This window comes from Corynebacterium sp. MSK195, from assembly GCF_030228885.1.
GTDB lineage: Bacteria > Actinomycetota > Actinomycetes > Mycobacteriales > Mycobacteriaceae > Corynebacterium.
The window spans coordinates 1-25,325 of sequence record NZ_JASPGT010000015.1; the positions used below are offsets into that span (position 1 = coordinate 1).

Consider the following 25,325-nt stretch of genomic DNA (forward strand, 5'->3'; position numbering starts at 1 on the left):
CTGTGGAGCATAGGAGAATCGAACTCCTGACCTTCTGCTTGCAAAGCAGATGCTCTACCAATTGAGCTAATGCCCCATTGTTCCGTGGTGGGCCTAGCTGGAATCGAACCAGCGACCTCATCGTTATCAGCGATGCGCTCTAACCGACTGAGCTATAGGCCCTTGTGCGGAACGAGAATTAACTCTACATACTATCCCCGGATTTATACAAATCGCCTGCTCAATGAGCATTTTACGCCATCAAACAAAGGAGAAAGATTCCTGCTGAAGAAAGGAAAATGCCGGCACCCGAAGGTGCCGGCATCCGCTATGGCGAGAGAGGCGCTAGCGGTTGTCTAGGTCGACTCGCAGGCCGCCAAAGACGTCCACGATGGCGTTATAAATAACCGCCATCAGAGGCGCCAGCAATGTAAGGAGAACGGCGAAAATAACGCCGATGAGCGCGGAGGCGGAGATGACGACACCGAAGGTGACCTCGAACCCTCCGCCGACGCCGCCGACGAGGCTATTGAGCGATTCCCAAATCCCCACCTGGTTCAGGCCAATATAAAGCAGGCATACGGCCAGCATCCAGGCGATCAGTCCGACGAGTGACAGGGCCAGACCGACGCGGAACGCGGAGGTGGGCGAGATTCGCGTAATCGTTACGTCTCGTCGTGCCATTAATTACTCCTCATCCTTGGAAGCATCGCCAGCCTTGTGCTCCTGCTGGACCTCATCCACGGTCTTTTCGCCCTTGGCTACAGCCTGAGCGTCTTCCTCACCATCTTCTTCAACGTTGCGGTCGATGGCAAGCAGTTCGACGTCGTCAGCCAAGTTCACCAAACGCACGCCCATGGTCGCACGGGAGGACGGACGAATCTGGTCCACCTCGGTGCGGATGACGCCGCCGGCGGAGGTAATGGCAAAGATTTCATCGTCCTCATCCACAGAGATGGCGCCGATAAGCTTGCCGCGCTTCGGGGTGTACTTGAAGGTCATAACGCCAAGGCCACCGCGGCCCTGGGTGGTGTATTCCTCAATGGCGGTGCGCTTGCCGTAGCCGCCGGAGGTGGCAACCAAGAGGAACTCGCCATCGTGGACCACGGACATGGACAGCAGCTGGTCATCGCCGCGGAAACGCATGCCCTTCACACCAGCGGTAGCGCGGCCCATGGGGCGCAGCTGGTCGTCGTCGGCAGTAAAGCGGATAGCTTGGCCCTGCTCGGAGGTAAGCAGGATGTCATCGCCCTCGGAGACGAGCTGTGCGCCAATGAGAGCATCGCCCTCGTTGAGGTTGATGGCGATAAGGCCAGCGGAACGCGCGGACTCATAATCGGTCAAACGGGACTTCTTCACGCGGCCCTGCTGGGTGGCGAGAACCAGGTAAGGAGCGTCCTCGTAGGACTGGATCTGGATAACCTGGGCAATCTTTTCTTCCGGCTGGAATTCCAGCAGGTTTGCCACGTGCTGGCCACGAGCAGCGCGACCGCCCTCTGGCAGTTCATAAGCCTTGAGGCGGTAAACACGGCCGAAGTTGGTAAAGAACAAGATCCAGTCGTGCGTGGAGCAGACGAAGAAGTTCTTCACAATATCGTCCTGCTTGAGCTCAGCGCCGCGCACGCCCTTGCCGCCACGCTTTTGTGCCTTATAGGAATCCACCTTGGTGCGCTTAGCGTAGCCGGTAGAGGTAATGGTGACCACGACGTTCTCGCGGGCAATGAGGTCCTCATCGGTGACATCGCCGGTGGCCGGGATGATCTCGGTGCGGCGTTCATCACCATACTTATCGACGATCTCTGCCAGCTCATCGTGGACAATCTGACGCTGGCGCTCCTCGCGGGCGAGGATGTCCTTCAGGTCGGCGATCTCGCGCTCGATCTCGGCCAACTCGTCGATAATCTTCTGGCGCTCCAGAGCAGCCAGCTTGCGCAGCTGCATGGCCAGGATGGCATCGGCCTGGATATCGTCGACGTCGAGAAGCTCCTTCAAGCCTTCGCGAGCCTCGTCCACGGTGGGCGAACGGCGGATAAGGGCGATGACCTCATCCAGCATGTCCAGTGCCTTGACCAAACCGCGCAAGATGTGGGCGCGCTTCTCGGCCTCGTTCAAGCGGTACTGGGTACGGCGAACGATGACCTCGATCTGGTGCTCCACGTAGTAGCGCAGCATCTGATCCAGGCGGAGGGTGCGCGGCACGCCGTCCACAATGGAGAGCATGTTGGCACCGAAGGAGGTCTGCAGCTGGGAGTGCTTGTAGAGGTTATTGAGCACCACGCGAGCCACAGCGTCGCGCTTGAGGGTGACCACGATGCGCATGCCCACGCGGTCAGAGGACTCATCCTCAATCTTGGAAATGCCCGCAATCTTGCCGCTGGCCACGGACTCCGCGATATTGGAGATGAGGTTATCCGGGTTGACCTGGAACGGCAGCTCGGTAATCACGATGGTCTGACGGGAGCCAGACTCCTCGATGGAGGTCACACCGCGCATGCGGATGGAGCCGCGGCCGGTGGTGTAGGCATCCTTGATGCCCTGATCGCCCACAATGAGGCCGGCGGTGGGGAAATCCGGGCCCTTGACGCGTTCCATGCAGGCTTCCAGCGCAGCCTCTTCATCGGCGTCTGGGTTATCCAGCATCCAGTAGATGGCCTCGGCCAGCTCATTGAGGTTATGCGGCGGGATATTGGTGGCCATACCCACGGCAATGCCGCCAGAACCGTTCATGAGCAGGTTCGGAACGCGGGACGGCAGGACGTCTGGCTCACTGGTCTTGCCATCGTAGTTGGGCGAGAAGTCCACGGTGTTCTCGCGGATATCGCGCACCATCTCCATGGCCAACGGGGTGAGCTTACACTCCGTATAGCGCATTGCTGCTGGGCCATCGTTGCCGCGGGAACCGAAGTTACCCTGGCCATCCACCAGTGGGTAGCGCATGTTCCAGGACTGGGCTAGACGCACCAAGGTGTCATAAATAGCGACGTCACCGTGCGGGTGGAACTGACCCATGGTGTCCGAGACCGGACGGGCGGACTTCACGTAGCCGCGCTCCGGGCGGTAACCGGAATCGAACATCGCGTAGAGGATACGGCGGTGCACCGGCTTCAGGCCATCGCGCACCTCCGGCAGCGCACGGCCGACGATGACGGACATGGCGTAGTCGATGTAGCTCGACTCCATCTCCTCATTAATGTCAATGGGAAATATGCGATCAAAAAGATCGTCGTTATTGTCACTCATAACCCCAAATCCTACCCTCTAGCGCCTTTAAGGGCTCGAATTGCCGCACGGGTGGTATCACCGTGGTATCACTTGAGGCATGGCAATGACATTGCGACTTACGGACGAACAGGATCACGCGCTGACGCTACTGGCCTCCGCGCAGGGCACCTCCAAGCACGAGGCGGTGGTGCGCGCCATTGTTGCGGCCGCAGCCCGCACGCTTGCCGATGCCCACGTGCAGTCCACCGCCCGCGCCCTCCTCCCCGGCCGCGCTGAGCTGGAGGCGGAAATCCGCCGTGCCCGGCCCGCACAGTCCTAGGCAAGCATGACTACTGAACAGCTCTACCTCTTGGCCCGCGAGTTTTGCGCTCGCTTTAACGTCCGCATCACCAACTTCGCTACCCTGGCGGCCGCGGCAGCGGCCAGCACCGCCAAGGTGGAGGGAATAGCCATTCATGACAACCACCGCGATGCCGCCCGCGCCATGGCAGAGGTATTAGCCCGCGTGCCGGCGCTGAGCGGGTATAACGCAGAGTTCGCAAAGTTCAGCGCGCGCGTCTACCTTAGTGTTAAAGAAGTTACCTAAGTTACTGGGGATAGTGACCCAAGAAAGGAACTACCACCATGTCCCGCTGCAAGAAGATTGCTGCCTCGAGCCTGACCGCCGTGGCGCTAGCTGCCACCGCCGTCACTGCTCCTACCGCCACCGCCGCTGATGCCGATTCCTGGAAAGAAACGGTAAATCCGGACTTTCAGCCGGGCGAGGCCGGTGGTTCCTCTACCGGTTCTTCCCAGCTGGATCTCACCTTGATTATCACCGCCGCGGCCGTGGGCGTCACCGCGCTGGCCAGCGCAGTAGCCCTCTACTCCCCTAATGTCGATTTGGAGAAGGCTGCGCGCGATGCGGGCTTGAACCAGATTGCTGATCAGATTGCTGCCATTCAGGCCACCCTCCCTGGCCTGCCGGGTCAGCCCGCCTAACTCGCGTAAGGTGGTGCAGCATGGCACATCTTTCTGAACTTATGTCAGGTCCGCAGCGCACTGCGGTGATTAGCGATTGCGGCGAGCTGGTTGAGGGGGTCGTCGCCAAGCAATCGGGCATTACCGGCATGGCGCTCAAGGGCGCCGTCGCCGCCGCCAAGAAGGTCGACTCCGCCATCATTACCAAGGCCCTAGGCCGCGTGTTGCCGGATGTCCTGGATGCCCTGGATCCGCACTGGCAGGAATTTTCGGAAAGTTCCGAGCAGGATTTCGGTTCCTTCCTGGAGCCGCGCAGCGCCCAGGTGAGCGATTCCATTATGTCGGTCGCCGATAAGCACGCCCAGCAGATTAACTCCCCCGCGCTGTCTAAGCCTTATAACTCCTTGCGCGGTAAGGCCTCGAAATTCCTCACCCCTGCGGTCCCGGATTTCGGCCGCGTGCTGCAAAAGCACATGTAGCCTCCGCACGCTTGAACCTAAATCAAACCGCAGAGTATAAGTGTGGAAGTGACTACTTCCGCAGCTAACCAGACCGAGTACCCCGCCGGCCAGGATCCCGCCCGCTGGCGGGTACTTATCGTTTTGCTCACGGCGCTGTTCATGTCCCTGCTGAGCGTGTCCATCGTGAACGTAGCCCTGCCCTCGATTCAATCGGGCCTGGGAGCCTCTGAGTCTGATGTGCAATGGGTACTCTCCGGCTATGCGCTCACCTTTGGTGTCATCCTTGTGGCGGCCGGCCGCGCCGGAGATCTCGTCGGCCGCGGCGGCATTTTTCTAGCGGGCATCGCTATCTATTCCCTCAGCGCCGCTGTCGCCGGCTTTGCCCCCAACGCGGAAGCGCTCAACGCCGCCCGCTTTATTCAAGGCATAGGCGCTGGGCTGCTCAATCCGCAGGGCGTGGGCATGATCCAGCAATACTTCCGCGGTCCGGAGCGCGCCCGCGCCTTCGGCTACTTTGGCTCCACGGTGGGCATCGCCGTGGCCATCGGACCGGTACTGGGCGGCCTGCTCATCCGCCTCGGCGGCGCGGACCTAGGCTGGCGGCTGACCATGCTGGTCAATTTCCCCGTCGGCCTTATTGCCATCATCTTAGGATTGCTGTGGTTTCCGCGGCCGCTGTTTTCCCGCGTGCGCGATGAAAACGGCAATAAACTGGGCATCTTCAAGGCCCTCGCCACCCTGGATCCCATCGGTGCGGTGATTCTCGGCGCTGCGGTGTGGGCCATCCTCTTCCCCTTCATGGAATCCTCCGCCTCCCCGGCTGTATGGTGGCTCCTGCTGCTGGGTGCCGTCCTCCTTGTGGGATGGGTGCTGTGGGAGCGCCACCACAAGGCCACCGGCCATCCGCCAATGGTGGATCTCACTATCTTCGCCACCCCGAGTTTTCGCAATGGCACCATCATCGCCACCTTGTGGTTTATGGGTATTACCAGCATTTGGGTGCTCGTGGCACTTTACTTCCAAAGCGGACTCGGACACTCTGCCCTGGCGGCCGGCTCCGTAGGCATTCCAGCTGCCTTGTTGAGCTCCATATCTGCCACGCTGGCCGGCCGATCCGTATCCGTCCACGGCCGCAAGGTCGTGGTGTTGGGCATGCTCGTGACCATCGCCGGCCTCATTGCCACCATTGCGCTTATCTGGGCCACCGAGCAATGGGGCGCTAGTGAATGGTGGATGATCCTTTCGCTGGCCTTTGTTGGCGGCGGGCAAGGCTCGGTCATCTCCCCCAACCAAACGCTCACCTTGACGCATGTTCCACAGGCCTACGCCGGCTCGTCCGGCGCTGTTCTCCAGACCGGCCAGCGCATCGGTACGGCCATTGGACTTGCCGTTATTACGGCCATCGTTTTTTCCACCTTGCACGGCACGAGCGCCGACTGGCCGCTGTCCATCATTGCCGGCTTCGGCGTCATCCTCGCCATGTGCCTCGCTTCCCTAGGATTCGCCATAGCGGATCAGCGCAGCTCCCAGACCTAGGCCCAGTGCTTTCCGACGCCACAATTAAAGCCCACCGCGGTTATTCCACGGTGGGCTTCATGCTGCGCTTTAGATATCCAGGAAGCGGACGTCCTTCGCGCGGCGGGTAATGAAGGAGCGGCGAGCCGAGACATCATCACCCATGAGGATGGAGAAGAGCTCATCGGCACGCTGCGCGTCTTCCAGATCCACGCGGCGCAGGATGCGGGTGCTCGGGTCAAGCGTGGTCTCCCACAGCTCGGCGGCGTTCATCTCGCCCAGACCCTTGTAACGCTGGATGCCGTCATCCTTATTGATCTTGCGGTTCTGCTCCAGGCCCTCGGCCAGCAGCTTATCGCGCTCGGCGTCGGAAAAAGCATAGCCCGGAGTACCCTTAGACCACTTGAGCTTGTACAGCGGCGGGTTAGCCAGAAACACGTGGCCATCCTCAACCAGCTGCGGCATGAAGCGGAAGAGCAAGGTCAGAAGCAGCGTGGCAATGTGCTGGCCGTCCACGTCGGCATCGGCCATGAGCACGATCTTGTCGTAGCGCAGCTTCTTGATATCGAATTCCTCGTGGATGCCGGTACCCAGCGCGGTAATAATCGCCTGGACCTCGGCATTCTTGAGGACCTTATCCATGCGGGCCTTCTCCACGTTCAGGATCTTGCCGCGCAGCGGCAGGATGGCCTGGAACATGGAATCGCGGCCACCCTTAGCGGAGCCACCTGCGGAGTCACCCTCCACGATGTAGAGCTCAGAAATCTTCGGATCCTTCGAGCGACAATCGGCAAGCTTGCCTGGCAGGCCGCCGAGGTCGGTGGCGGACTTGCGGCGCACCATCTCGCGAGCCTTGCGGGCAGCCATGCGAGCATGCGCGGAGGACACAGCCTTATTGATAATGGCCTTAGCCTCAGCCGGGTTGGCATCAAACCAGTCATTGACGTGCTCGTTGACCGCGCGCTGGACAAAGCCCTTGATCTCGGAATTGCCCAGCTTGGTCTTGGTCTGGCCCTCGAACTGCGGATCGCCCACCTTGACGGAAATAACAGCCGCCAAACCTTCGCGGCAGTCATCGCCGGAGAGGTTACCGTCCTTTTCCTTGAGGAGCTTATGCTCCTTGGCATAGCGGTTCATCAGGGAGGTCAAGGCCGCACGGAAGCCCTCTTCGTGCGTGCCGCCCTCGTGGGTATTGATGGTATTGGCAAAGGTGTGCACGGACTGCTTATAGCCCTGGTTCCACTGCAGCGCTACCTCTACCTCGTGATCCTCGCCCTTCGCATCGAAGGAAACGATGGTCGGGTGGATCGCAGTCTTGGACTTATTGAGGTACTTGACGTAGTCGGTCAAGCCATCCGGGTAGTGGAAGGTAACCTTCTTGCGGCGCTTCTTTTCTGCCGCAGCATCCTTCGCCTCGCCGGATTCCTCGTTAAAGGTATCGCCGGCGTCTGGGGCATCGTCGAAGGAGGTTTCATCCGCGCTGGTTTCGCCGGATTCTGCATCGGCGATTTCTTCCAGCTCGATCTGCTCTTCGGTGACGCGCTCGTCAATGAGCTCAATGCTCAGGCCCTTATTCAGGAAGGCCATTTCCTGCAGGCGGCGGGCAATGGTGTCGTAATCGTATTCGGTAGTTTCAAAAACTTCCGGGTCCGCCCAAAAGCGGATCTTGGTGCCCGTGCCGCGGGCGTTGCCGCCCTCAACGAGCTCGTCCGGGATGGCGTTCTGGAAGTTTTGGTACCAGTGCTTGCCGTCGCGCTTAATCTCCGCCTCCACGCGGGTAGAAAGCGCGTTGACCACGGAAATACCGACACCATGCAGGCCGCCGGAAACGGCGTAGGAGTCGGAGTCGAACTTACCGCCGGCGTGCAGCTGGGTCATGACCACCTGGACGGTAGGTGCACCAGAGGCGTGCATTTCTACCGGAATGCCACGGCCATTATCGATGACCTCTACGCCGCCATCCTCCAGCAGCTTGACGGTAACCTTATCGGCGTAGCCGGCCATGGCCTCATCGACGGAGTTATCAACAATCTCCCAAATGAGGTGGTGCAGGCCGCGCGAACCGGTCGAACCAATGTACATGCCGGGGCGCTTACGGACGGCCTCGAGGCCCTCCAGGATCGTAATTGACCCAGCATCATATGCGTGTTCTTCAGCCACGGATTCGTGCTCTCCTTTTGGCTATAGCTAATTCTAAGACCTTGACTATTCTACACGGATACCCCCTACTGAAAGACACCCCACACCCGTGAGAGATAGGAATCTGGCGCGCTCTGAGGTTATTTACATTGTGCAGGTCTGAGTAAACCTCAGCCTATTAGCCGTATGTATCTTGTGATCCTTGCGGTTTGACCCACTGCCGCCCCTCATAATTGCGCCTTTGTTTCGGCCCGTGAATCCGCAGTTCCACGATGACATCGGGGCCTAGGCGGTCAGAGATTTTCCGCAGGATTTGCCGTTGCAGGTAGCGCAGCTCCGTTGCCCACGTGGAGTTATCGCAGGATACGTAGACAATCTTGTCCTTAATCCGCTGCGGCTGCGTATGCGCGGCGATGCGCTCGCCCACCAAATGCTCCCAATTGCCCATCACCCAACCATTGGCCAGATCATGCTCCCACCCACGATTGACCACCTCGCGGTTAATTTGGGATCCCAGGCTCGGCACGGCCAGGGTGCGCCGCTTCTTCCTGCCATCCGGGCCAGTGGGTAAGCCCCGTTGATAGCCCATATACCCCTGCTTTTGCGCCTTCTCCAGCGAAGGCACCGGCATCTTCGGCACCGGACGGGTCAGCTTCGGCGGGTTCTTGGAGGTGGACCGAACCAGCTTGAAGTACTGGGTGACGGGATCAATGCGCTGCTTGCCGACGCCCCCTTGATCCTCACTCATTCCCTTCACCTTCCTCGGCGCTGAGCTTGGAGATGCGACCGGTCTCGGTATCTTCTACGCTCACGCGGTAGCGCACGATGGGTTCCAAGTTTCCGGGCAGATCCTCATCCACTGCCGCGGTGATAAGTACCTGCTCGGCCTCGGCGGCCAAGTGGACCAGCTGCTTGCGGCGCTTGGCGTCGAGCTCGGCAAAGACATCATCCAAGATGAGCACCGGATCCGATCCTCCCTCCTGGCGCAGGAGGTTGAATTCCGCCAGGCGCAGCGCGATGGCATAGGACCACGTCTCGCCGTGGCTGGCAAAGCCCTTAGCCGGCTGATCGCCCAGGTTGAGCACCAGATCATCGCGGTGCGGGCCCACCAGAGAAATGCCGCGTTCAATCTCGCGCTGCCGGGCGGCGGCCAACTCGGTGAGCAGCACGGCCTCTAACACCTCGCGATCGGAGGTATCGATCGTGGACTTATACTCCACGTGCGCCGGCCGCGATTCTGGCGCCAGGCCGGAATAGGCGGCGGGGATGTGGTCCAAGAGGGCGTCGACAAGCGCAAGGCGTGCGGCGATCACCTGGGCACCGAGCCGGGCAAGCTGCGCATCCCAGGTATCCAAGGTGGCCAACGCAGCAGCGCCATCGCTATCGGAATAGCCGCGGCGCAGGCTGCCGGAAGCCGATTTCAGCAGGGCATTGCGCTGCTTGAGCACCTTGTCGTAGTCGGCCTTCACGCCCGCTAGGCGCGGAGTCCGCGAGGCAATGATGCTATCGAGGTAGGCGCGGCGCCCGGCCGGCTCCCCGCGCACCAGGGCCAAGTCCTCCGGGGAAAAGAGCACAGTTTTTACCACGCCCAGCAACTCACGAGGGCTGCGCAGGCGGGTGCGATTAATCTGCGCTTGGTTGGCCGCGTGGGGCTTAATCAGCAAATGGGTAGTAAGCTCGCGGCCTTGGTTCACCGCGGTAATGGATACCCGCGCGCTGTCCGCGCCCTGGCGAACCAGCGGTGCATCGTGAGAAACGCGGTGGGAGGAAAGGTGGGCGGTATAGCCAATGGCCTCAACGATATTAGTCTTGCCAAAGCCATTGCGCCCGACAAAAAGGGTGATCCCCGGCCCTAGCTGCACATTAAGTTCGGGCCACGAGCGAAAATCCCGAACATCGAGATCCCTGACGTACATTAGCCCGGCAGGCGAACCGGCATGAGCAGGTAGGTGAAGTTGGTCTCCGGCGTGGGGAAGTTGCCATCTTCATCGGCCTCAGGCAGCTCTTCCGGTTCTGGGATCATGATGGCTGGGCGCGAAGGCTCGGTAAAGCCGAAGACCACGCGGTCGGTATTGATGACGCCCAAGCCATCCTTGAGGTAGCCCGGATTAAAGGCGATGAGGAATTCATCGCGGCCATGGAATGCGCACGGCAGGGTCTCGGTGGCGTTACCAGCATCCGCACCGGCGGAAAGGGTAACCTGGCCATCGGCGAATTCCATCCGAATCTGCGCGTTGCGATCCGTCAGCAAAGACACGCGGCGAATTGCTTCCTGCAGCGGGGCGACCTCAATGGAGGCAATATTGGTGTGATTCTTCGGCAGCAGCGGCTGCACATTAGGGAAGTCCGCATCCAGCATGCGCGTGGTGGTCTCGCGATTATCCGCGTGCAGGCCAAAGAGGCCATCGGCACCAATATTGTCATCGGTGCCCACAGCGATTTCCACTGGGATATTCAGGTGCGGATCCAAGGAACGACCGGTTTCCTGCAGGGTCTTCGCCGGCACCAAGAGTTTCGCTTCTACATCCGGCGACTTCGGCTCCCATTCCAAGGTGCGCATGGCCAGGCGGAAGCGGTCCGTCGCCGTCATCTCAATGTCCTTGCCGCGAATATCCATGTGCACACCGGTGAGCATGGGCAGGGTGTCATCCTTGCCGGCCGCGGCGGCGACCTGATGGATAGCCTCGACGAACAGCTGTGGCTGAATGGTGCCGGTAACCTCCGGCAGGACCGGAAGCTGCGGGTAATCATCCAGAGGGATCAGTGGCAGCTCAAAGCGGGAAGAACCACAGGTAACCAGTGCCTTGGAATCTACCTGGGAGATCTCCACTTCCTTGTTGGGCAGGGAAGCGACGATGTCAGAGAGGAGCTTGCCGGCAACGGCGATCTGTCCGGGTTCATCCACCATGCCGGCGATACGGACGCGGGTGGACACCTCGTAATCGAAGCCAGTGAACTCAAGACCATTGTCATCCGCGGTGATCAGCATCGCGCGGAGCACGGGCTGGGTGACCTTGGACGGCAGGCTGCGAGCAACCCACGCTACGGCGTTGGCAAGGTCATCTTTGGCAACGCGAAATGACACGGCTTCATCCATGGTGCGAAGAGCTCCTCTGGGGCAAGTAGGAAATTTGTTACTTACAAAAGACTGGCTTCCAACTTACCGCATCGGGCGCGGTGCGCCACAACGTGTAATTCCATCTTTGCCCGCCCGATCCGCGCCTGGCTGAAGGCAGGCCGGGCCGAATTCCACACACCCTCTTTCTTCTATACAGATCAGAGAAATAATTTAGTAGTAGTAATAAGCGCTGTGGGATCTGTGGGTAACTAGGTAAATGACAAGTTCAAGCCGCAGATCCGGGGTGTGCTAATTCTTGTGATCTTGCTGTGATCAATCGGGGCGAATTGTGGACAACTAGTGGGATCGCCGTTTTATCCACAGGTTTTGTCATTTGATCACCGATCTACACACAGCACTGATCACAGGGCGGTTCTCCCAGCATAGAGCCTGTGGAATTTAAAACTGTGAGTAAGATCTATGAATTACAAAGATGGAATTACACAAGTGTGAATAACGCTGTGGATAACTCTTTTCCCAGTTAAGAGATTATTTCTCGCGGATCTGGCGGGTTCTTTGTGGAATTACAAGAGTGTGCAGGCTGCTGTGGGGACGGTTTGAACCAGGTTTCGACGTCTCACCAAGAATTTCGGATCTGTAGTTCTGGTTTCACCTTTAAGTAGTGCGAGCAGAATGCGAGAAGTGACAAAGGGCAGACAAAAGCGCCCTCCTTTATATAAGGAAGGCGCTGAAGCAGCGGTAGAGAAATTTAGGCGCGACCGCGATTCTTGATGCGCTGGGTAAGCGCCTGGATCTCGTCGTAGGTATTGCGCTTTTCAGTCATCTCTTTGCGGATCTTGCGATCCGCGTAAATGACGGTGGTGTGGTCCTTGCCGCCGAACTGTTCACCGATCTTGGGAAGGGATAGCTCGGTAAGTTCGCGGCACAAATACATAGCCAACTGGCGCGCATGCGCCACCGCACGCTTTTTGCCAGCACCGCGCAGAGTTTCTACATCAATATCGAAGAATTCTGCCGTGACCTCCATGATCGAGGTAGCGGTGATTTGCCTATCGGCGGAATCTGGGGCCAAATCGCGCAACGCGATTTCTGCCATCTCCACGTTGATCGGCTCATTTACCAGGGAGGAATAGGCCGAGACGCGGATCAGTGCGCCCTCGAGCTCACGAATAGATGACTCAAAACGCGAGGCAATGAGCTCAAGCACGGAGCGATCCACTTCGGTGCCGTCATTGGCCGCCTTCTTCATCAAAATCGCGATACGCGTTTCTAGATCTGGCGGCTGAATATCGGTGATAAGACCGCCTTCAAAGCGGGTGCGGAGGCGATCTTCCAGCGTGGTTAGTTGCTTCGGTGGGCGGTCCGAGGACAAAATGATCTGCTTATTGGCTTGGTGCAGCGCATTGAAAGTATGGAAGAACTCTTCCTGGGTGGATTCTTTGCCTTCCAAGAACTGGATGTCATCGACCATCAAAATGTCGAGATTGCGGTAGCGCCGCTTGAATGATTCCTGACGGTCATCGCGCAGGGAATTAATATAGTCATTCGTGAATTCTTCCGAAGACACATACTTCACGCGCAGACCCGGATGCAGTACCTGGGCGTAATTGCCGGCGGCATGCAAAAGGTGCGTTTTACCCAGACCAGAGCCACCCCAGATAAATAGTGGGTTGTACGCACGGGCGGGATTCTCAGCCACAGCCACGGCGGCACCATTGGCAAAACGATTCGAAGAACCGATCACGAAGCTATCGAAGGTGTGCTTTGGATTGAGGGAAGTTTCACGGTTGGGATCGTGCGCCGGGGCCTCGCGCGGGATGCGGGCAGAATTGGTGGCAGCACCGGAGAAATTTCCCGCGGATTCTGCCTGCTGTTGGTTATAGTGCTGGGCCAACTCATCTAGGCTTGCAGGGGCGTGACTCGACTGCCAATTGTTCTGGGAAGGGGCCTGCTGTGCAGCGGCATCCGTTTGCTGCGGGCGCGGAATGTAGTTCTGGGTAGATTCCGTGTTCTGCGGCGGTTGCGCTTGAGGCGGTTGCTGTTGTTGAGGGGGTGCTGGCTGTGGTGCAGGGTCCGCGGCCGGCGGCTGTGGCTCTTGCGGAGTGGCAAGGGTAACCGCAAAGGAACACGGCCGGCCTAGGTGGCGGGTTAGGGCCTTGGCGATGTGCTCGCCCAACTCATTTTCGACCACATTTTTGGCATCCAGGTTCTCGGCGGCGACGAGGGTGTAGCCCTCGACCATCATGATGGGGCGAACCAGTTGGAGGTAAAGGCGCTGTGAGTGCGAAAAACTAGGGACCTCGGAATTGGGTTGCTCGGATTGTGCGAGCAGGTCATCAACGACCGCGCGCCAAACGGCATGCAGGTTCGCTTGTGGGTCAGTCACAACAGGCTACCTTTGTGGAATTTAGTCGGGGACGGGTGGACATTGAATAACAATTTTCACTGCGGATTCCACCGTGGTTTTCACATCGGTTTTTATCGAGTCACCTCGATCTCCACAGAGTTATCCACAGGTGTGGATTAAATAGTTATTCACAGCTTAGTTCATGACTGTGGATAACTCTTCATTGGCTAGTTTATGGCCCTATGCTGCGGAAACTACAAAAGTCTCAAGCGCTGATTTAGAGTTATCCACATGACCGGTTGGGCTGTGGAATTTGATTCTTCTGTTCTACCGCCGAAACGGCGGGTGTGTCTAGCGAGAAAAATTCACCACCCGGGTGTGGGTTGGGGTGGGTCTTACTGCGTGATGGATTAGGTGCAGCAAGAGCGCAGAATCTGGCCCTCTAGCTGCAGGAAAAAACATTTATGTAATTTCGGGTGTACCCGGGTGTCGATTTGTTCCCAGCGGCAGAAATCACGTAATCTGGCATGGTCTATTGCAACAAAGAGTTGCGCGTGAAAGTGACAGCGTCACCTCGCACCGGCTGGGCCCGTCGGCTCGCCGTGCACCGGAGAGACTGTGATGCGTCAGGTTCATGGAATCTATTCATCAGTGGGCGTGCCGCTGCATCGCGGTGGTGTGCCTACGCACAACTTCAAGGAGAATTAACGTGGCAAAGGGTAAGCGCACGTTCCAGCCGAACAACCGTCGTCGTGCTCGCAAGCACGGCTTCCGCACCCGCATGAGCACTCGTGCAGGTCGCGCCATTGTTGCAGCTCGTCGCAAGAAGGGCCGCGCAAAGCTGACTGCATAAGTTATGCTTCCAGCCCAGCACAAGCTCACGTCGCCGACGCAATTTCGGCGCACGATGAAGGGCAGTCGCCGGGCGGGCACTCGTACGGTCGTCGTGCATGCGCGCGACAACGCAGGTACGGACAAGGCAGCCGATATCGCCGCCACTGGGCCGCGATTTGGGCTGATTGTTTCTAAAGCCGTCGGGAATGCAGTGGTTCGCCACCGCACCTCCCGGCGGCTTCGCCATGTGTGTATGACATTCATTCCCAAGCTGCCTGCCAGCGTGGACGTTGTCATCCGTGCTTTGCCCGCCAGCGCCACTGCTAGCAGTGAGCAATTAGAAAAAGATCTTGCCAAAGCACTGCGCAAGCAATGGGATATCTAAACTCCCGCGGGGAGGAAATTCCCCCAGCCAGAGGATTGGCCAAACCAATGGTCAAAGTGGTTCGTTTCTACCAAAAGTATGTCTCTGGCCTTAAGATGGTATCGACCTGTCGGTTCGAGCCGACATGCAGTGCTTATGCCCTAGAGGCGCTTTCTCAACACGGCGCAATCAAGGGTACGGCGATGGCAATAGCCAGGGTCTGCAAATGCGGCCCCTGGCATCCGGGCGGATTCGATCCGGTCCCGGGTACCAACAACAATTGAGGATTAAACACTCGTGCTTAATTTCATTTACTGGCCAATTTCGGCCGTTTTGTGGTTCTGGCACTGGCTGCTGTCCCTCGTAATGGACCCTGCCTGGGGCATTACCTGGATTCTGGCCATTGTGCTGCTGACCTGGACGCTTAAGGCACTAATGGTCAAGCCGACCATTAGCCAGATTCGTTCCTCGCGTAAGATGCAGGAAATCCAGCCTAAGGTGCAGGAAATCCGCGCGAAGTACGGTAATGACCAAACCAAGGCCGCGCAGGAAATGCAGAAGGTCTACAAGGAGTCCGGCGTTCGTCCGATGGCCGGCTGCCTGCCGGTCTTCGTGCAGATTCCAATGTTCGTTGGTTTGTTCCACGTGCTGCGCTCCTTCGACCGAACCGTGGCGGTAGCCGGTGGCTTTGGACATCCCAGTGGTGACCCAATGTCCATTGAGGAAAATGCTAATACCGCGAACTACATCTTTAAGCCGGAACTGGTCCAGCAGTTCTTGGATGCCAAGATTTTCGATGTTCCGCTGGTGACCAACCTGCGCTTGAACTCGCCGATTGTAGAGGGCGTGACCACCAGCCAGGCAGCCGTCATTATCGTTCCGATGATCGCCATCATTGCGGTCATGACGCACTTCAACGCCCGCATGAGCCTGAACCGCCAGGAAAAGCGCCGTGCCGCTGGTAAGACCCAAGCACCGCAGGGGCAGAATGCGGAAATGATGCAGCAGCAAATGGCTATGATGTCCAAGATGATGCTGTGGGTCATGCCGGCCATGCTGATTTTCTCCGGCTTCATCTGGCCGATTGGTTTGCTGTTCTACATGATGGCCAATACGGTCTGGACCTTCTTCCAAACCCGCATCGTCTATGCCAAGATGGACCGCGAGGAAGAAGAAGAGGAAGCCGCTAAGGTTGAGGCCAAGCGGACTTCCGCGCCTAAGCCGGGTGCCCGCAAGAAGGACAACCGCACCAAGAAACAGCGCAAAAACAAATAAACACGGAGGAGAACCCCATCGTGTCCGAGATGGACCCGTCAGTAGTATTCGGCTCCCGCTTGCCCCTCGCGCAGGCTTACCATGATTCGCTCGCTACAGACGGGTCCACTCGTGGTTTTATAGGCCCCCGTGAGGTGCCACGCCTGTGGGACAGGCACATTATTAACTGCGCCGTCGTCAAGCAGGCAATCCCAGAGGGTGCCACGGTTATCGACGTCGGCTCGGGTGCCGGGCTGCCCGGCATTCCGCTGGCCATTGCACGCCCGGACCTGCAGATCACTCTGATCGAGCCGCTGCTCAAGCGCTATAACTACCTCAACGAGGTCGTAGAAGAGCTGGGCCTAGACAACGTGACGGTCCTGCGTGGCCGTGCCGAGGAGGGCCCGATTAAAAAGGCCGTGGCGGGAGCAGACGTGGTCACCTCCCGCGCCGTCGCACCGCTGGGCAAGCTGGCGAAATGGTCGCTGCCGCTCGTACGCAAGGGCGGTGAGATGATCGCGCTGAAGGGTTCTTCGGTACACGAGGAACTGGAACGCGATGCCGCCGACATTAAGAAGGCCGGCGGTGGAAAGGCCGAGGTCAGCACCATCGAGGGAACCACGATCATTCGTGTCCCGCGCGTGAACTAAAGTAGACGGCATGACTAATCCGCGCCTTATCACCATTGCTAACCAGAAAGGCGGCGTAGGCAAAACCACCTCCGCCGCCAACTTGGCCGCAGCGCTAGCCACAGAGGGCAAAAAAGTGCTGGTGATCGATCTTGACCCGCAGGGAAACGCCTCCACGGCCATGGGCGCGGAACATAATTCCGGCACCGATTCCAGCTATGAGGTGCTCCTCGGTGACTGCACCGCCGAGAAGGCCATGCAGGTCTCCTCGCACAACGAGAATCTTTTTTGCATCCCCGCCACCATTGACCTAGCTGGCGCAGAGATTGAAATGGTCTCCTTGGTACGCCGTGAATTTCGGCTCTATGACGCCCTGCATAATGGCTTCCTTGAAGAGCATGGCTTTGAATATGTCTTCATTGATTGCCCGCCATCACTGGGTTTGCTCACCATCAACGCCATGACGTGCGCTGAAGAGGTCATCATCCCGATTCAATGCGAGTACTACGCGCTGGAGGGCGTGGGCCAGCTGCTGGGTAATATCTCCATGATTCGTGAGCACCTCAACGAGGATCTGCATATTTCCGCCGTGCTGCTGACCATGTATGACGCCCGCACGCGCTTGGCCGAGGACGTGGCAGATAACGTCCGCGAACAGTTCGGAGCTGTGGTGCTGGCCAATGTTATCCCGCGCTCCGTGCGCGTTTCCGAGGCACCGGGGTACGGTACTACGGTTATTGATTACGCTCCCTCGTCCACCGGTGCCCGCGCGTACCTTGCAGCGGCGCGCGAGCTTAACCGGCGTGGCGATTACCGCCCGCACCCGACTACCGGGGCGATTGGCGTGAGCCCAGAGATTTACGCGGAATTGGAAGGATAGGAACTCATGGCAGAACAGAAGCAAGGCGGCCTTGGCAAAGGCCTAGCCGCACTCATCCCATCCGGTCCTGATGCCCCTACCCGTAAGCCGCGCCTGGGAGATTCCGCCGCGGATATTATTTTGGGCAATTCCACCCCGCAGCCGGGCCGAAAGGGTGGCGAAGGCAAGCGCGTAAAGGGCGCTCCCACCATTCAACAGGGTTCTGGCTCTAAGTCCTCCAAGAAGCGCCAGACCACTCCGGCTCCTATCGGTGCGACCTACCGTGAGATTTCCATTGGGGATATTATCCCTAACCCGAAGCAGCCGCGCACGGTCTTCGACGAGGATGAACTCGGCGAGCTCGTCCACTCGATCCGCGAGTTCGGTCTGTTGCAGCCCGTCGTCGTCCGTCCTTCCGAAGAAGGCGGCTTTGAGCTCATCATGGGTGAGCGCCGTTGGCGCGCTTCCTCCAAGGCGGGCCTGGCCACGATTCCGGCTATCGTGCGCGATACCAAGGATGACAACCTGCTGCGCGATGCCCTGCTGGAGAATATCCACCGCGTACAGCTCAACCCCTTGGAAGAGGCGCACGCCTACCAGCAGCTGCTGGAAGAGTTCGGCGTTACCCAGAACGAGCTGGCGGACCGCATTGGCCGTTCGCGCCCACAGGTGACCAATATGCTGCGCCTGCTCAAGCTGCCCGTAGAGGTACAAAAGCGCGTAGCTGCTGGTACGCTATCTGCCGGCCACGCGCGTGCCCTTTTGTCCTTGGACGACACCGAAGCCATGGAATACATTGCCAACCGCATCATCGCGGAGGGCCTGTCCGTACGCGCCACCGAGGAAGCAGTCACCCTCTACAAGCGCGATGGTAAGCCGGCCGAATCCAAGAAGAAGCAGCCGGCACCGCAGCCGCAGTACTTTATCGATTCCGCTGAGCGCCTGTCCGACCGCTTCGATACCAAGGTCACCGTGACCATGGGCAAGCGCAAGGGCAAGATGGTCGTGGAATTTGGTGACCAAGAAGATTTCGAGCGCATCATGACGCTCATTGAGGGTCAACACTAACTGGGGCGATGATCCTCGAGCCGGTTCGCGAAGGCGCGCGCATTCACCGCCAGGCCGCGCGCAGCACCTTTTGGGAGCTGGAGGCCTCCGTGGTCGATCCCGCCTTTGAAAAGGAAGCGTGGCTGGCCACTACCCTGCTCTCCTTTGGTCAGTGCGGCTTTACTGTGGGCGAGGACGCCACCATTTTCTTTTGCTCTCGCGAGGATGCTGCCGGCGCCGCCAAGCTTCCCACCGCCCCCATTTCAGACGATGCGGACATCATTACCTCGCTCTTCGTTAAGGCACATTTAATGGGGCGTGGCATTGAAGCAGTGCTTGTCGACGCCGCCATTATGCACCTCACCAAACGCGGCAGCACCGCCGTGGAGGCCTTTGGCTATTACGGCGATCCTGCGGCAGCGGCGGATTTCTTGGGCCACAAACCGGCCTATATTGGGCTGATGTCTTATGAGACTTTGCGCTCCGCCGGCTTTGAGGTAGCCGCGGATCACCCAGTACTCCCCCGCTTGCGGCTCGAGCTGCCGCCCGAGCACGATATGCTCAGCGCGGCAGCGGCCGAAGACCTCCTAGCCCGCGCCTTGGCCTAGATTCTAGGCCGAGGACTGTTCGGCCTGGAGCAGCTCGGAGAACTTATAGGTGCCGGTTACGGCGGTGTCCTGCTCCATGAGGTACATGCGCTTTACGGCAATCACGATCGCCTCCGCAATGTCATCGCGGCGGGACGGGTTGGTGAGGATCTTTACGTCCTCTGGGTTGGTCAGGTAGCCCAGTACGATCTGGATGACCGGCATCTGGGTCAAGCGCAGCAGGTCCCAGGTGCGGCCGTGGTTGCCGCAGTCCAGCAGCTCAGTGCGCGCGACAATCTCGCGTTGGATGAAACCGGAAAGGGTCTCACCAATGAGCGAGGAATTGCCCAACTCAGAACCAAAGTAGAAGGTGGCAACACCATTGGCCTTCTCATTGGGGTAGGAATCGCAGGCTAGGGAAATGACCATGTCCGCATCGAAAGCGTTAGCCAGTTCGGCGCGGGACTTGACGTCCGCATCGGAGGTCCGAGGACGGGAGATGATGGTTTCCATGCCTGCGGCAATCATGCGTCCCTCGATGCGCTGGGTGAGGTCCCACAGGATTTCCTGCTCGGAAATATTACCGAAGCGACCCTTGACCAGCTGGCCGGCGTCGCCGCCGCTCAAGGCGGGATCGATGACAACGCGCTTGCCCGCGAGTTTTGGGCCGGCGTTGCGGACGCGCTCACGCTCTTGGATATTGTGCGCGGAACCACCGGTAATACGGCGGCCGAGCAGTCCAAGGGCGCGGATGGTGGCGGGGCCGCACACACCATCTTCTTGCAGGCCGCAGTTGTGCTGATATTCCTTCAGGGCCGCGTGGGTATTGGTACCGAAGTGGCCGTCTACGCGCTGCTGGTAGAAGCCGAGCTCCTGCAGTTGTTGCTGGAGCTGCGAGATATCGTCACCTACCAGCTCATTCGCAGGCTCGTAGCTAAGGACGCGGCTGCCGAGCGTGTACGAGGCTTGGCGCAGTTCGCGCAGGGTGAGATCGTCGATCTCGCCCGTCGGCACGATACCGCGGGATTGCTGGAAGGCCTTGAGGACCTCAGACAAATTGGCATCAAAGCTCTTGTCGCTCTCGGAGTACTTCTGCTTCTTCCAAGCAGAAAGTTCCCCTTTGAAATCTGACAAGAGGCCGAGACGGGCCAAGGTAGCGCGAGCCTCAGCTACACGCACGCTTGTATCGCCGACTCGAAGAACGCGGTTCACGCCTTAATACCCCTTTCACAGCCCGCTTTAGTTAGGGCCGCATTCCAGAATTTCTACACGCTTAATCTAATAGGAATTAGATTAACAGTTAAAGCTGCTTTTTCACTTGCGCCACGATGTCATCTTTAGAACGCAGACCCACAAATTCGTCTACCTTCTCGCCGTGGTTGAAAATCAGCACATTTGGGATGGACATGATCTGGAACATGGCGCCTAGGTTGCGCTCTTCATCGACGTTAACCTTGGCGACGGTGACTTGGCCGTCCAACTCCTCCGCTACCTCTTCCAGGATGGGGGAAAGCTTCTTGCACGGGCCACACCACTCGGCCCAGAAGTCGACGACGACGGGTTTATCGGACTCGATGACGTCCTTACGGAACGTATCGGTGGTTACTTTCTTGACGTTGCTCATACTGAATTAACGGTTTTCTGCGAGGAAATGTTCCGCATCAATTGCCGCACGGCAACCGGAGCCGGCCGCGGTAATTGCCTGCTGGTAGTGGTCATCCACCAAGTCACCGCAGGCGAAAACGCCTGGCAGGGAGGTCTTGGTGGTGGGTTGTTCAACTACAACATAGCCGTTGTCATTGAGCTTGACCTGATCATTGAGGAAGGAAGAGCGCGGATCATGGCCAATTGCTACGAACATGGCAGTGACGTCCAAGGTGGAAGTCTCGCCGTTAGTGACGTCCTTGAGTTTGAGTCCGCCGACCTTGCCATCGGCTTCAATAACTTCTTCGACGACCTTATTGGTCTCCCACTTGATCTTTTCGTTGGCCTGGGCGCGCTCCAGCATGATCTTGGAGGCGCGGAAGTTCTCGGAGCGGTTCACAATGGTGACAGAGTCCGCGAACTTGGTGAGGAAGGTGGCCTCCTCCATGGCGGAGTCGCCGCCGCCGATAACGGCAATATTGTGGCCCTTGAAGAAGAAACCATCGCAGGTAGCGCAGGTGGATACACCGCGGCCGGATAGTTCTTCCTCACCGGGAACGCCGAGGTGGCGCGGGGCGGCACCGGTGGCGAGGATAACGGTGCGGGCCTCAAAGAGCTCGTCACCTACGTGCAGCTTTTTAATATCGCCTTCCAGCTCTACGGAGTCAACGACCTCCATGCGCAGATCCGCACCGAAGCGGATGGCCTGGGCGCGCATTTCTTCCATGAGCTCTGGGCCCATGATGCCCTTTTGGAAGCCGGGGTAGTTTTCTACCTCGGTGGTATTCATAAGCTCGCCGCCGTACTCGAAGCCCTCGAAGACAATCGGGTTGAGCTCGGCGCGTGCCGCGTACAGCGCGGCGGTGTAACCGGCAGGGCCGGAACCTACGATGGCAACATCGTGGACGGTCATTGCTAACTCCCTAAAATCAGAGTGTGGTTTCGCGTAACGCCCTGAGTCTACCCGCCACGCTGACAAACGTCGGTATTAGCAAACTCACCCCATGGCGGCGCGTAGGACTTCCCTCGCTCGGGCGCGGCGGGATTTAATGGTGCCGGGTTTTACCCCTTGGGCGGTGGCAACTTCGCCGACACGGAACCCGGCGACGTCGGTAAGCACCAGCGCCTCGCGCTGATCCTCGCGCAGCAGCTGCATGGCTTCTCGCACCACCAGCTGCTCCGCAAGGTTTTCGGAAGGGTTATGTGCGAGCAGCGGGTTGCGATCGTCGTCGAAGTCCTCCGCATCTAAAGAAGCATTTTCCCTGTTAGAGCGGTGGTTCAAGTAGTCATAGCCAGAATTTTTCACCAGCCGGTGCAGCCAGGTCGAAAGCGCAGACTCGCGGCGATAGGAGTGCAGGTTGCAGCTGGCGCGCAGCAAGGCTTCCTGGACCACGTCTTGGGCGTCATGATCGTTTCTGGTGTAGCGGCGCGCCACCGTGGTCAGCCGCGTGCGGTGGCGTTCCACGATGGTGGAAAAGGCCTTATTATCCCCCTCAATAAAAGCATCAACTAGTTCTTCGTCACTGCGGTCATGACTGAGCGTCATATGTAGATTCCCCCCGGATCAACAACTGTTATTACACAGTGTGACCCGAGGGGAATTAGGGCGCGAGCGCTAGGCGGTACAGTCTATTGACCAGCCCGCACGCGCAGGGTGCGCCGCAGGTTATCGCGGCATTCCAGCAAGATGCGGCGCAGCGCTCCTGGCAGATCCCGATGCAGCAGGCGCGTGGTGGCGGCATCGGCCATCGGCAACTCTGGGTAGAAGCCACGGATGAGGCGGTTAGCAATCTCAATCGGGTGCGCGGCCCAGATATCTTCCACGCGGGAGAAGAATTCCTCCGCAAAGGCCTCCTGCAAGCTAGCCGAGCGTGGGGCATTGAATCCGGCGATCAGTGCGTCGACCTCGGCATTGGAATATGCACCGGGCGTGAGCGCCTTATCGAACGCGGAGCGCTTGGTCTCCGGCGTGGGGAACGCGTGGCTGGCGCCGAGGAATTCGGTAGCGCCGGTCAGCGTATTATCGCGCTGCTTTTCCTCTTCGAGCTCGGCCAGAGTTACGCCATTGCGGGCAGCGAGGGCGCGCAGGATCGACCAGCGGATTTCGGGGTCCAAGCGAAGGCCGACAATGTCACCGGAGAGCAGGGCCTTAAGGCGTTCGGTGCCGGATTCCTCCGGCGTTGCGGCGAGGGCGCGGATGGCGGCGCGAGCGTGCACCAGCTGGGTATCCGAGGCTGGTTCGGCCTCGTCTAGGTGGCCCCAGATTGCCTCGGCATAGTCGGTGCGGACCTGCTCGCGGTCGGCGTCTGCAACATAATGCGCGATGGCAAAGTTGGCATTGGCGCAGGCAGCAGCCAGCAGCGTGGTATTGGTCTCGTAGGCTTCGTGCTTGACGACGACCCCCACATAGTCAATCGCCGACATTTCCCCATCGCGGGTGAGGTTCCACAGGGCGGTCCAGATCACCGCGCGGGTCAATTCATTCTCGATGTCGGTCAGGCGCTCGCCCGCTGTGTCTAGGGAGGTCTCGTCGAAGCGGATCTTGGCGTAGGTATGGTCGGCGTCGTTAAGCAGCAGCAATGCCGGGGTCGGAAGGCCGGCCGCCTCATCGATGATGGTGCGGGTGGTGCCATCACCGGCCGGGAGATCGATGTCGATCTCGCGGTACTTGTGCAGGGACGCATCAAAGAGCGAAGCGGTCAGGCGGTGCGGGCGGGTGACGTCTTCGGCGTCTGCATTGATGGCCAGCTCTGCGATCTTCTCGCCTTCGGTGTGCAACTCCGGGGTGAGGGTATCCGGGCCCCAGGTGCGCAGCCAGGCTTGGGACCAGGCATCAAGATCGCGGTCCGTGTGCTTCTTGAGCGCCTGCAGGAGGTCATCAAAGGTGGCGGCGGCAAAGGCGTGTTCCTGGAAGTAGTCGCGCGCACCGGCGTAGAAATTATCGCGGCCGACGTAATGCACCAGCTGCTTGAGAACCGCCGCTCCTTTGGCATAGGTGATGCCATCGAAGTTTTGGCGTGCGGCATCCACGTCCGGGATCTCCGCCTTGATGGGGTGCGTGGTGGGCAGCTGATCCTGCAGGTAGGCCCAGTTCTTGCGGGCGCCGGCAAAGTTTGCCCAGGCCTCGGTGTAGTCGGTGCCGTGGACGGAAGAATCCGCGCCCATAAATTCCGCGAAGGACTCCTTGAGCCACAGGTCATCCCACCACTGCGGAGTGACGAGATCACCGAACCACATATGAGACATCTCGTGCAGGATGGTATTTGCACGGCCGGCGTGCTGCGCGCGGGTAGCGCGGGAGCGGAAGATGTAGTTCTCCGTAAACGTCACCAGGCCGGGATTTTCCATCGCGCCGAGGTTGTATTCGGGTACAAAGATGGAATCGTACTTGCCCCACGGATAGGGATAGCCAAAGTTCTGGTGGAAAAAGTCCATGCCTTGGGCGGTAAGTTCTAGGATTTCCTCGTCCAGGTGCTCAAACATGGACGCACGCGCAAAGGCGCGCAGCTGTGCCGAGTGGCTGCCATCCGGGGCGGTCCAGGTGCGCTCTTGGTACTGGTAGGGGCCGGCGGCGAAAGAAGTCAGGTACGTCGACAGCGGCGGGGTCGGCGCAAAAGTAACGGTGGCTAGCTCCCCCTCCTCGCTGCGTTCGACTTCCGGTTGGTTGGAAAGGATCTGCCACTTTTTCGGTGCGGTCATGCGCACGTGGAAGACGGCCTTGAGATCCGGTTGCTCCAGGCAGGGGAAGATGCGCCGGGCATCAGAAGGCTCGAGGTGTGAATACAGGTAGGTCGCGTCATCGGCCTGATCGTGCATCCGATGCAGACCCTGGCCGGTGCGCGAATAGCGCGAGTGGCCGGTGACTTCGATGGCGAGCTCCTCCCCTACCGGCAGGCCGTGCAGCCGGATGATGCTGCCATCAAAGTCCACCTTCTGCGGGGTGCCATTGACCTTGACCTCCGCGACGGATTCGCCTAGGTAATCCAGGAAGAGCTCGGGCTCACTGCTGCTGAGTTCGAGGCGCGTAGTCACGCGGTAGGTGGGGCTATCGAGTACCTCCGAGAGGTCAAGGTGGAGGTGATAGGCGCGCAGGTCCACCGCCGCTGCGCGTTCTTGGAGCAACTCGTGCTGCGTCTTATTTTGTGGTGCGGTCATATCTACGAACTATAGTTATCGCCGTCACGTAGGGTGCGGGGTTGGGGTCTAAGTTCCGCTGCCTTTTAGAGGCAAACTACCCAGCGGGTATTGGGACCTCGCTGTGGACCAGTTGGATTAGTTTTTGCCGTCTCACACTCTTCAAGTGGCGCAAGATGTCAGTGACCATCAGCAAGCGTCACACCACACTGAGGGATGCAACCTATGGAAACCGTCAGACGATAACACCACACTCACCACTTTCTGTAAA

At 59.1% G+C, this 25,325-nt stretch carries 25 protein-coding genes and 2 tRNA genes; 13 read left to right on the top strand and 14 right to left on the bottom strand.

Annotation, left to right across the window (positions count from 1 at the left end; all coding sequences use genetic code 11):
- Positions 1-3 precede the first annotated feature (3 nt).
- The 4 genes from QP909_RS10770 to gyrA form a co-directional block, all read right to left on the bottom strand.
- Positions 4-76: transfer RNA gene (locus QP909_RS10770), tRNA-Ala, on the bottom strand.
- Positions 77-85: 9 nt separating this feature from the next.
- Positions 86-162: transfer RNA gene (locus tag QP909_RS10775), tRNA-Ile, on the bottom strand.
- 162 nt (positions 163-324) lie between these two features.
- The gene (locus QP909_RS10780; RefSeq protein ID WP_034667939.1) at positions 325-663 is read right to left on the bottom strand and encodes a DUF3566 domain-containing protein; all 339 of its coding nucleotides are present in this window, start codon (positions 661-663) and stop codon (positions 325-327) included.
- Between the two features lie 3 nt (positions 664-666).
- Complete coding sequence (gene gyrA, locus QP909_RS10785) at positions 667-3,219, bottom strand: DNA gyrase subunit A (protein ID WP_284767230.1); 2,553 nt, start codon at positions 3,217-3,219, stop codon at positions 667-669.
- A gap of 79 nt (positions 3,220-3,298) precedes the next feature.
- On the opposite strand from gyrA, the gene QP909_RS10790 reads away from it, so the two are divergent.
- From QP909_RS10790 to QP909_RS10810, 5 genes are read left to right on the top strand one after another with little or no spacing between them, the layout of a single operon-like run.
- Complete coding sequence (locus tag QP909_RS10790) at positions 3,299-3,520, top strand: CopG family transcriptional regulator (protein WP_005325982.1); 222 nt, start codon at positions 3,299-3,301, stop codon at positions 3,518-3,520.
- A 6-nt stretch (positions 3,521-3,526) separates the two neighbouring features.
- Positions 3,527-3,787 (top strand): cell filamentation protein Fic, encoded by a 261-nt coding sequence (locus tag QP909_RS10795; protein ID WP_284767231.1) that lies wholly within the window; start codon positions 3,527-3,529, stop codon positions 3,785-3,787.
- 38 nt (positions 3,788-3,825) lie between these two features.
- Complete coding sequence (locus QP909_RS10800) at positions 3,826-4,182, top strand: hypothetical protein (protein ID WP_284767232.1); 357 nt, start codon at positions 3,826-3,828, stop codon at positions 4,180-4,182.
- 20 nt (positions 4,183-4,202) lie between these two features.
- Positions 4,203-4,640 carry a DUF6918 family protein gene (locus QP909_RS10805; RefSeq protein ID WP_284767234.1) on the top strand — a complete coding sequence of 146 codons (438 nt, stop codon included), beginning with the start codon at positions 4,203-4,205 and terminating at the stop codon, positions 4,638-4,640.
- 42 nt (positions 4,641-4,682) lie between these two features.
- A complete protein-coding gene (locus QP909_RS10810) occupies positions 4,683-6,158 on the top strand; it encodes an MFS transporter (RefSeq protein WP_284767235.1) in 1,476 nt (491 codons plus the stop codon).
- Between the two features lie 69 nt (positions 6,159-6,227).
- Here QP909_RS10810 and gyrB read toward each other — a convergent pair whose 3' ends face one another.
- The 5 genes from gyrB to dnaA all read right to left on the bottom strand — a co-directional run bounded on the left by gyrB (position 6,228) and on the right by dnaA (position 13,741).
- The gene (gene gyrB, locus QP909_RS10815; RefSeq protein ID WP_284767236.1) at positions 6,228-8,297 is read right to left on the bottom strand and encodes a DNA topoisomerase (ATP-hydrolyzing) subunit B; all 2,070 of its coding nucleotides are present in this window, start codon (positions 8,295-8,297) and stop codon (positions 6,228-6,230) included.
- 157 nt (positions 8,298-8,454) lie between these two features.
- On the bottom strand, positions 8,455-9,024 hold the full coding sequence (locus QP909_RS10820) for a DciA family protein (protein WP_150850217.1): 570 nt from the start codon (positions 9,022-9,024) through the stop codon (positions 8,455-8,457).
- The gene (recF, locus tag QP909_RS10825; RefSeq protein ID WP_005325992.1) at positions 9,017-10,192 is read right to left on the bottom strand and encodes a DNA replication/repair protein RecF; all 1,176 of its coding nucleotides are present in this window, start codon (positions 10,190-10,192) and stop codon (positions 9,017-9,019) included. The genes QP909_RS10820 and recF overlap by 8 nt, the downstream gene beginning before the upstream one ends.
- Entirely contained in the window at positions 10,192-11,373 is a 1,182-nt protein-coding gene (gene dnaN, locus QP909_RS10830) for a DNA polymerase III subunit beta (protein ID WP_005325994.1), read from the bottom strand. The genes recF and dnaN overlap by 1 nt, the downstream gene beginning before the upstream one ends.
- Positions 11,374-12,103: 730 nt before the next feature.
- Positions 12,104-13,741, bottom strand: a complete 1,638-nt coding sequence (dnaA, locus tag QP909_RS10835; RefSeq protein WP_239274528.1) for a chromosomal replication initiator protein DnaA — start codon at positions 13,739-13,741, stop codon at positions 12,104-12,106.
- Positions 13,742-14,411: 670 nt separating this feature from the next.
- Here dnaA and rpmH point away from each other — a divergent pair.
- From rpmH to QP909_RS10875, 8 genes are read left to right on the top strand one after another with little or no spacing between them, the layout of a single operon-like run.
- On the top strand, positions 14,412-14,555 hold the full coding sequence (rpmH, locus tag QP909_RS10840) for a 50S ribosomal protein L34 (protein ID WP_003847033.1): 144 nt from the start codon (positions 14,412-14,414) through the stop codon (positions 14,553-14,555).
- A 3-nt stretch (positions 14,556-14,558) separates the two neighbouring features.
- The gene (gene rnpA / locus QP909_RS10845; RefSeq protein WP_005326013.1) at positions 14,559-14,921 is read left to right on the top strand and encodes a ribonuclease P protein component; all 363 of its coding nucleotides are present in this window, start codon (positions 14,559-14,561) and stop codon (positions 14,919-14,921) included.
- Between the two features lie 47 nt (positions 14,922-14,968).
- Entirely contained in the window at positions 14,969-15,184 is a 216-nt protein-coding gene (yidD, locus tag QP909_RS10850; RefSeq protein ID WP_198492273.1) for a membrane protein insertion efficiency factor YidD, read from the top strand.
- A 13-nt stretch (positions 15,185-15,197) separates the two neighbouring features.
- Complete coding sequence (gene yidC / locus QP909_RS10855; protein ID WP_049378060.1) at positions 15,198-16,175, top strand: membrane protein insertase YidC; 978 nt, start codon at positions 15,198-15,200, stop codon at positions 16,173-16,175.
- A gap of 29 nt (positions 16,176-16,204) precedes the next feature.
- Positions 16,205-16,804 carry a 16S rRNA (guanine(527)-N(7))-methyltransferase RsmG gene (gene rsmG, locus QP909_RS10860; protein ID WP_040425466.1) on the top strand — a complete coding sequence of 200 codons (600 nt, stop codon included), beginning with the start codon at positions 16,205-16,207 and terminating at the stop codon, positions 16,802-16,804.
- A 10-nt stretch (positions 16,805-16,814) separates the two neighbouring features.
- Complete coding sequence (locus QP909_RS10865) at positions 16,815-17,663, top strand: ParA family protein (RefSeq protein ID WP_284767237.1); 849 nt, start codon at positions 16,815-16,817, stop codon at positions 17,661-17,663.
- Positions 17,664-17,669: 6 nt separating this feature from the next.
- Positions 17,670-18,710: a ParB/RepB/Spo0J family partition protein gene (locus QP909_RS10870; RefSeq protein ID WP_284767238.1), complete on the top strand. Its 1,041-nt coding sequence runs from the start codon at positions 17,670-17,672 to the stop codon at positions 18,708-18,710.
- A gap of 8 nt (positions 18,711-18,718) precedes the next feature.
- Positions 18,719-19,297 (top strand): 2-methylaconitate cis-trans isomerase PrpF family protein, encoded by a 579-nt coding sequence (locus QP909_RS10875; protein WP_239274533.1) that lies wholly within the window; start codon positions 18,719-18,721, stop codon positions 19,295-19,297.
- Between the two features lie 3 nt (positions 19,298-19,300).
- Here QP909_RS10875 and QP909_RS10880 read toward each other — a convergent pair whose 3' ends face one another.
- The 5 genes from QP909_RS10880 to pepN form a co-directional block, all read right to left on the bottom strand.
- Complete coding sequence (locus tag QP909_RS10880; RefSeq protein WP_239274534.1) at positions 19,301-20,488, bottom strand: N-acetylmuramoyl-L-alanine amidase; 1,188 nt, start codon at positions 20,486-20,488, stop codon at positions 19,301-19,303.
- Positions 20,489-20,576: 88 nt separating this feature from the next.
- The gene (trxA, locus tag QP909_RS10885; protein WP_049378064.1) at positions 20,577-20,900 is read right to left on the bottom strand and encodes a thioredoxin; all 324 of its coding nucleotides are present in this window, start codon (positions 20,898-20,900) and stop codon (positions 20,577-20,579) included.
- Between the two features lie 6 nt (positions 20,901-20,906).
- Entirely contained in the window at positions 20,907-21,833 is a 927-nt protein-coding gene (gene trxB, locus QP909_RS10890; RefSeq protein ID WP_005326896.1) for a thioredoxin-disulfide reductase, read from the bottom strand.
- An 84-nt stretch (positions 21,834-21,917) separates the two neighbouring features.
- Positions 21,918-22,466 (bottom strand): RNA polymerase sigma factor, encoded by a 549-nt coding sequence (locus QP909_RS10895; RefSeq protein WP_269953984.1) that lies wholly within the window; start codon positions 22,464-22,466, stop codon positions 21,918-21,920.
- 83 nt (positions 22,467-22,549) lie between these two features.
- Positions 22,550-25,075 carry an aminopeptidase N gene (pepN, locus tag QP909_RS10900; RefSeq protein ID WP_284767239.1) on the bottom strand — a complete coding sequence of 842 codons (2,526 nt, stop codon included), beginning with the start codon at positions 25,073-25,075 and terminating at the stop codon, positions 22,550-22,552.
- Positions 25,076-25,325 lie beyond the last annotated feature (250 nt).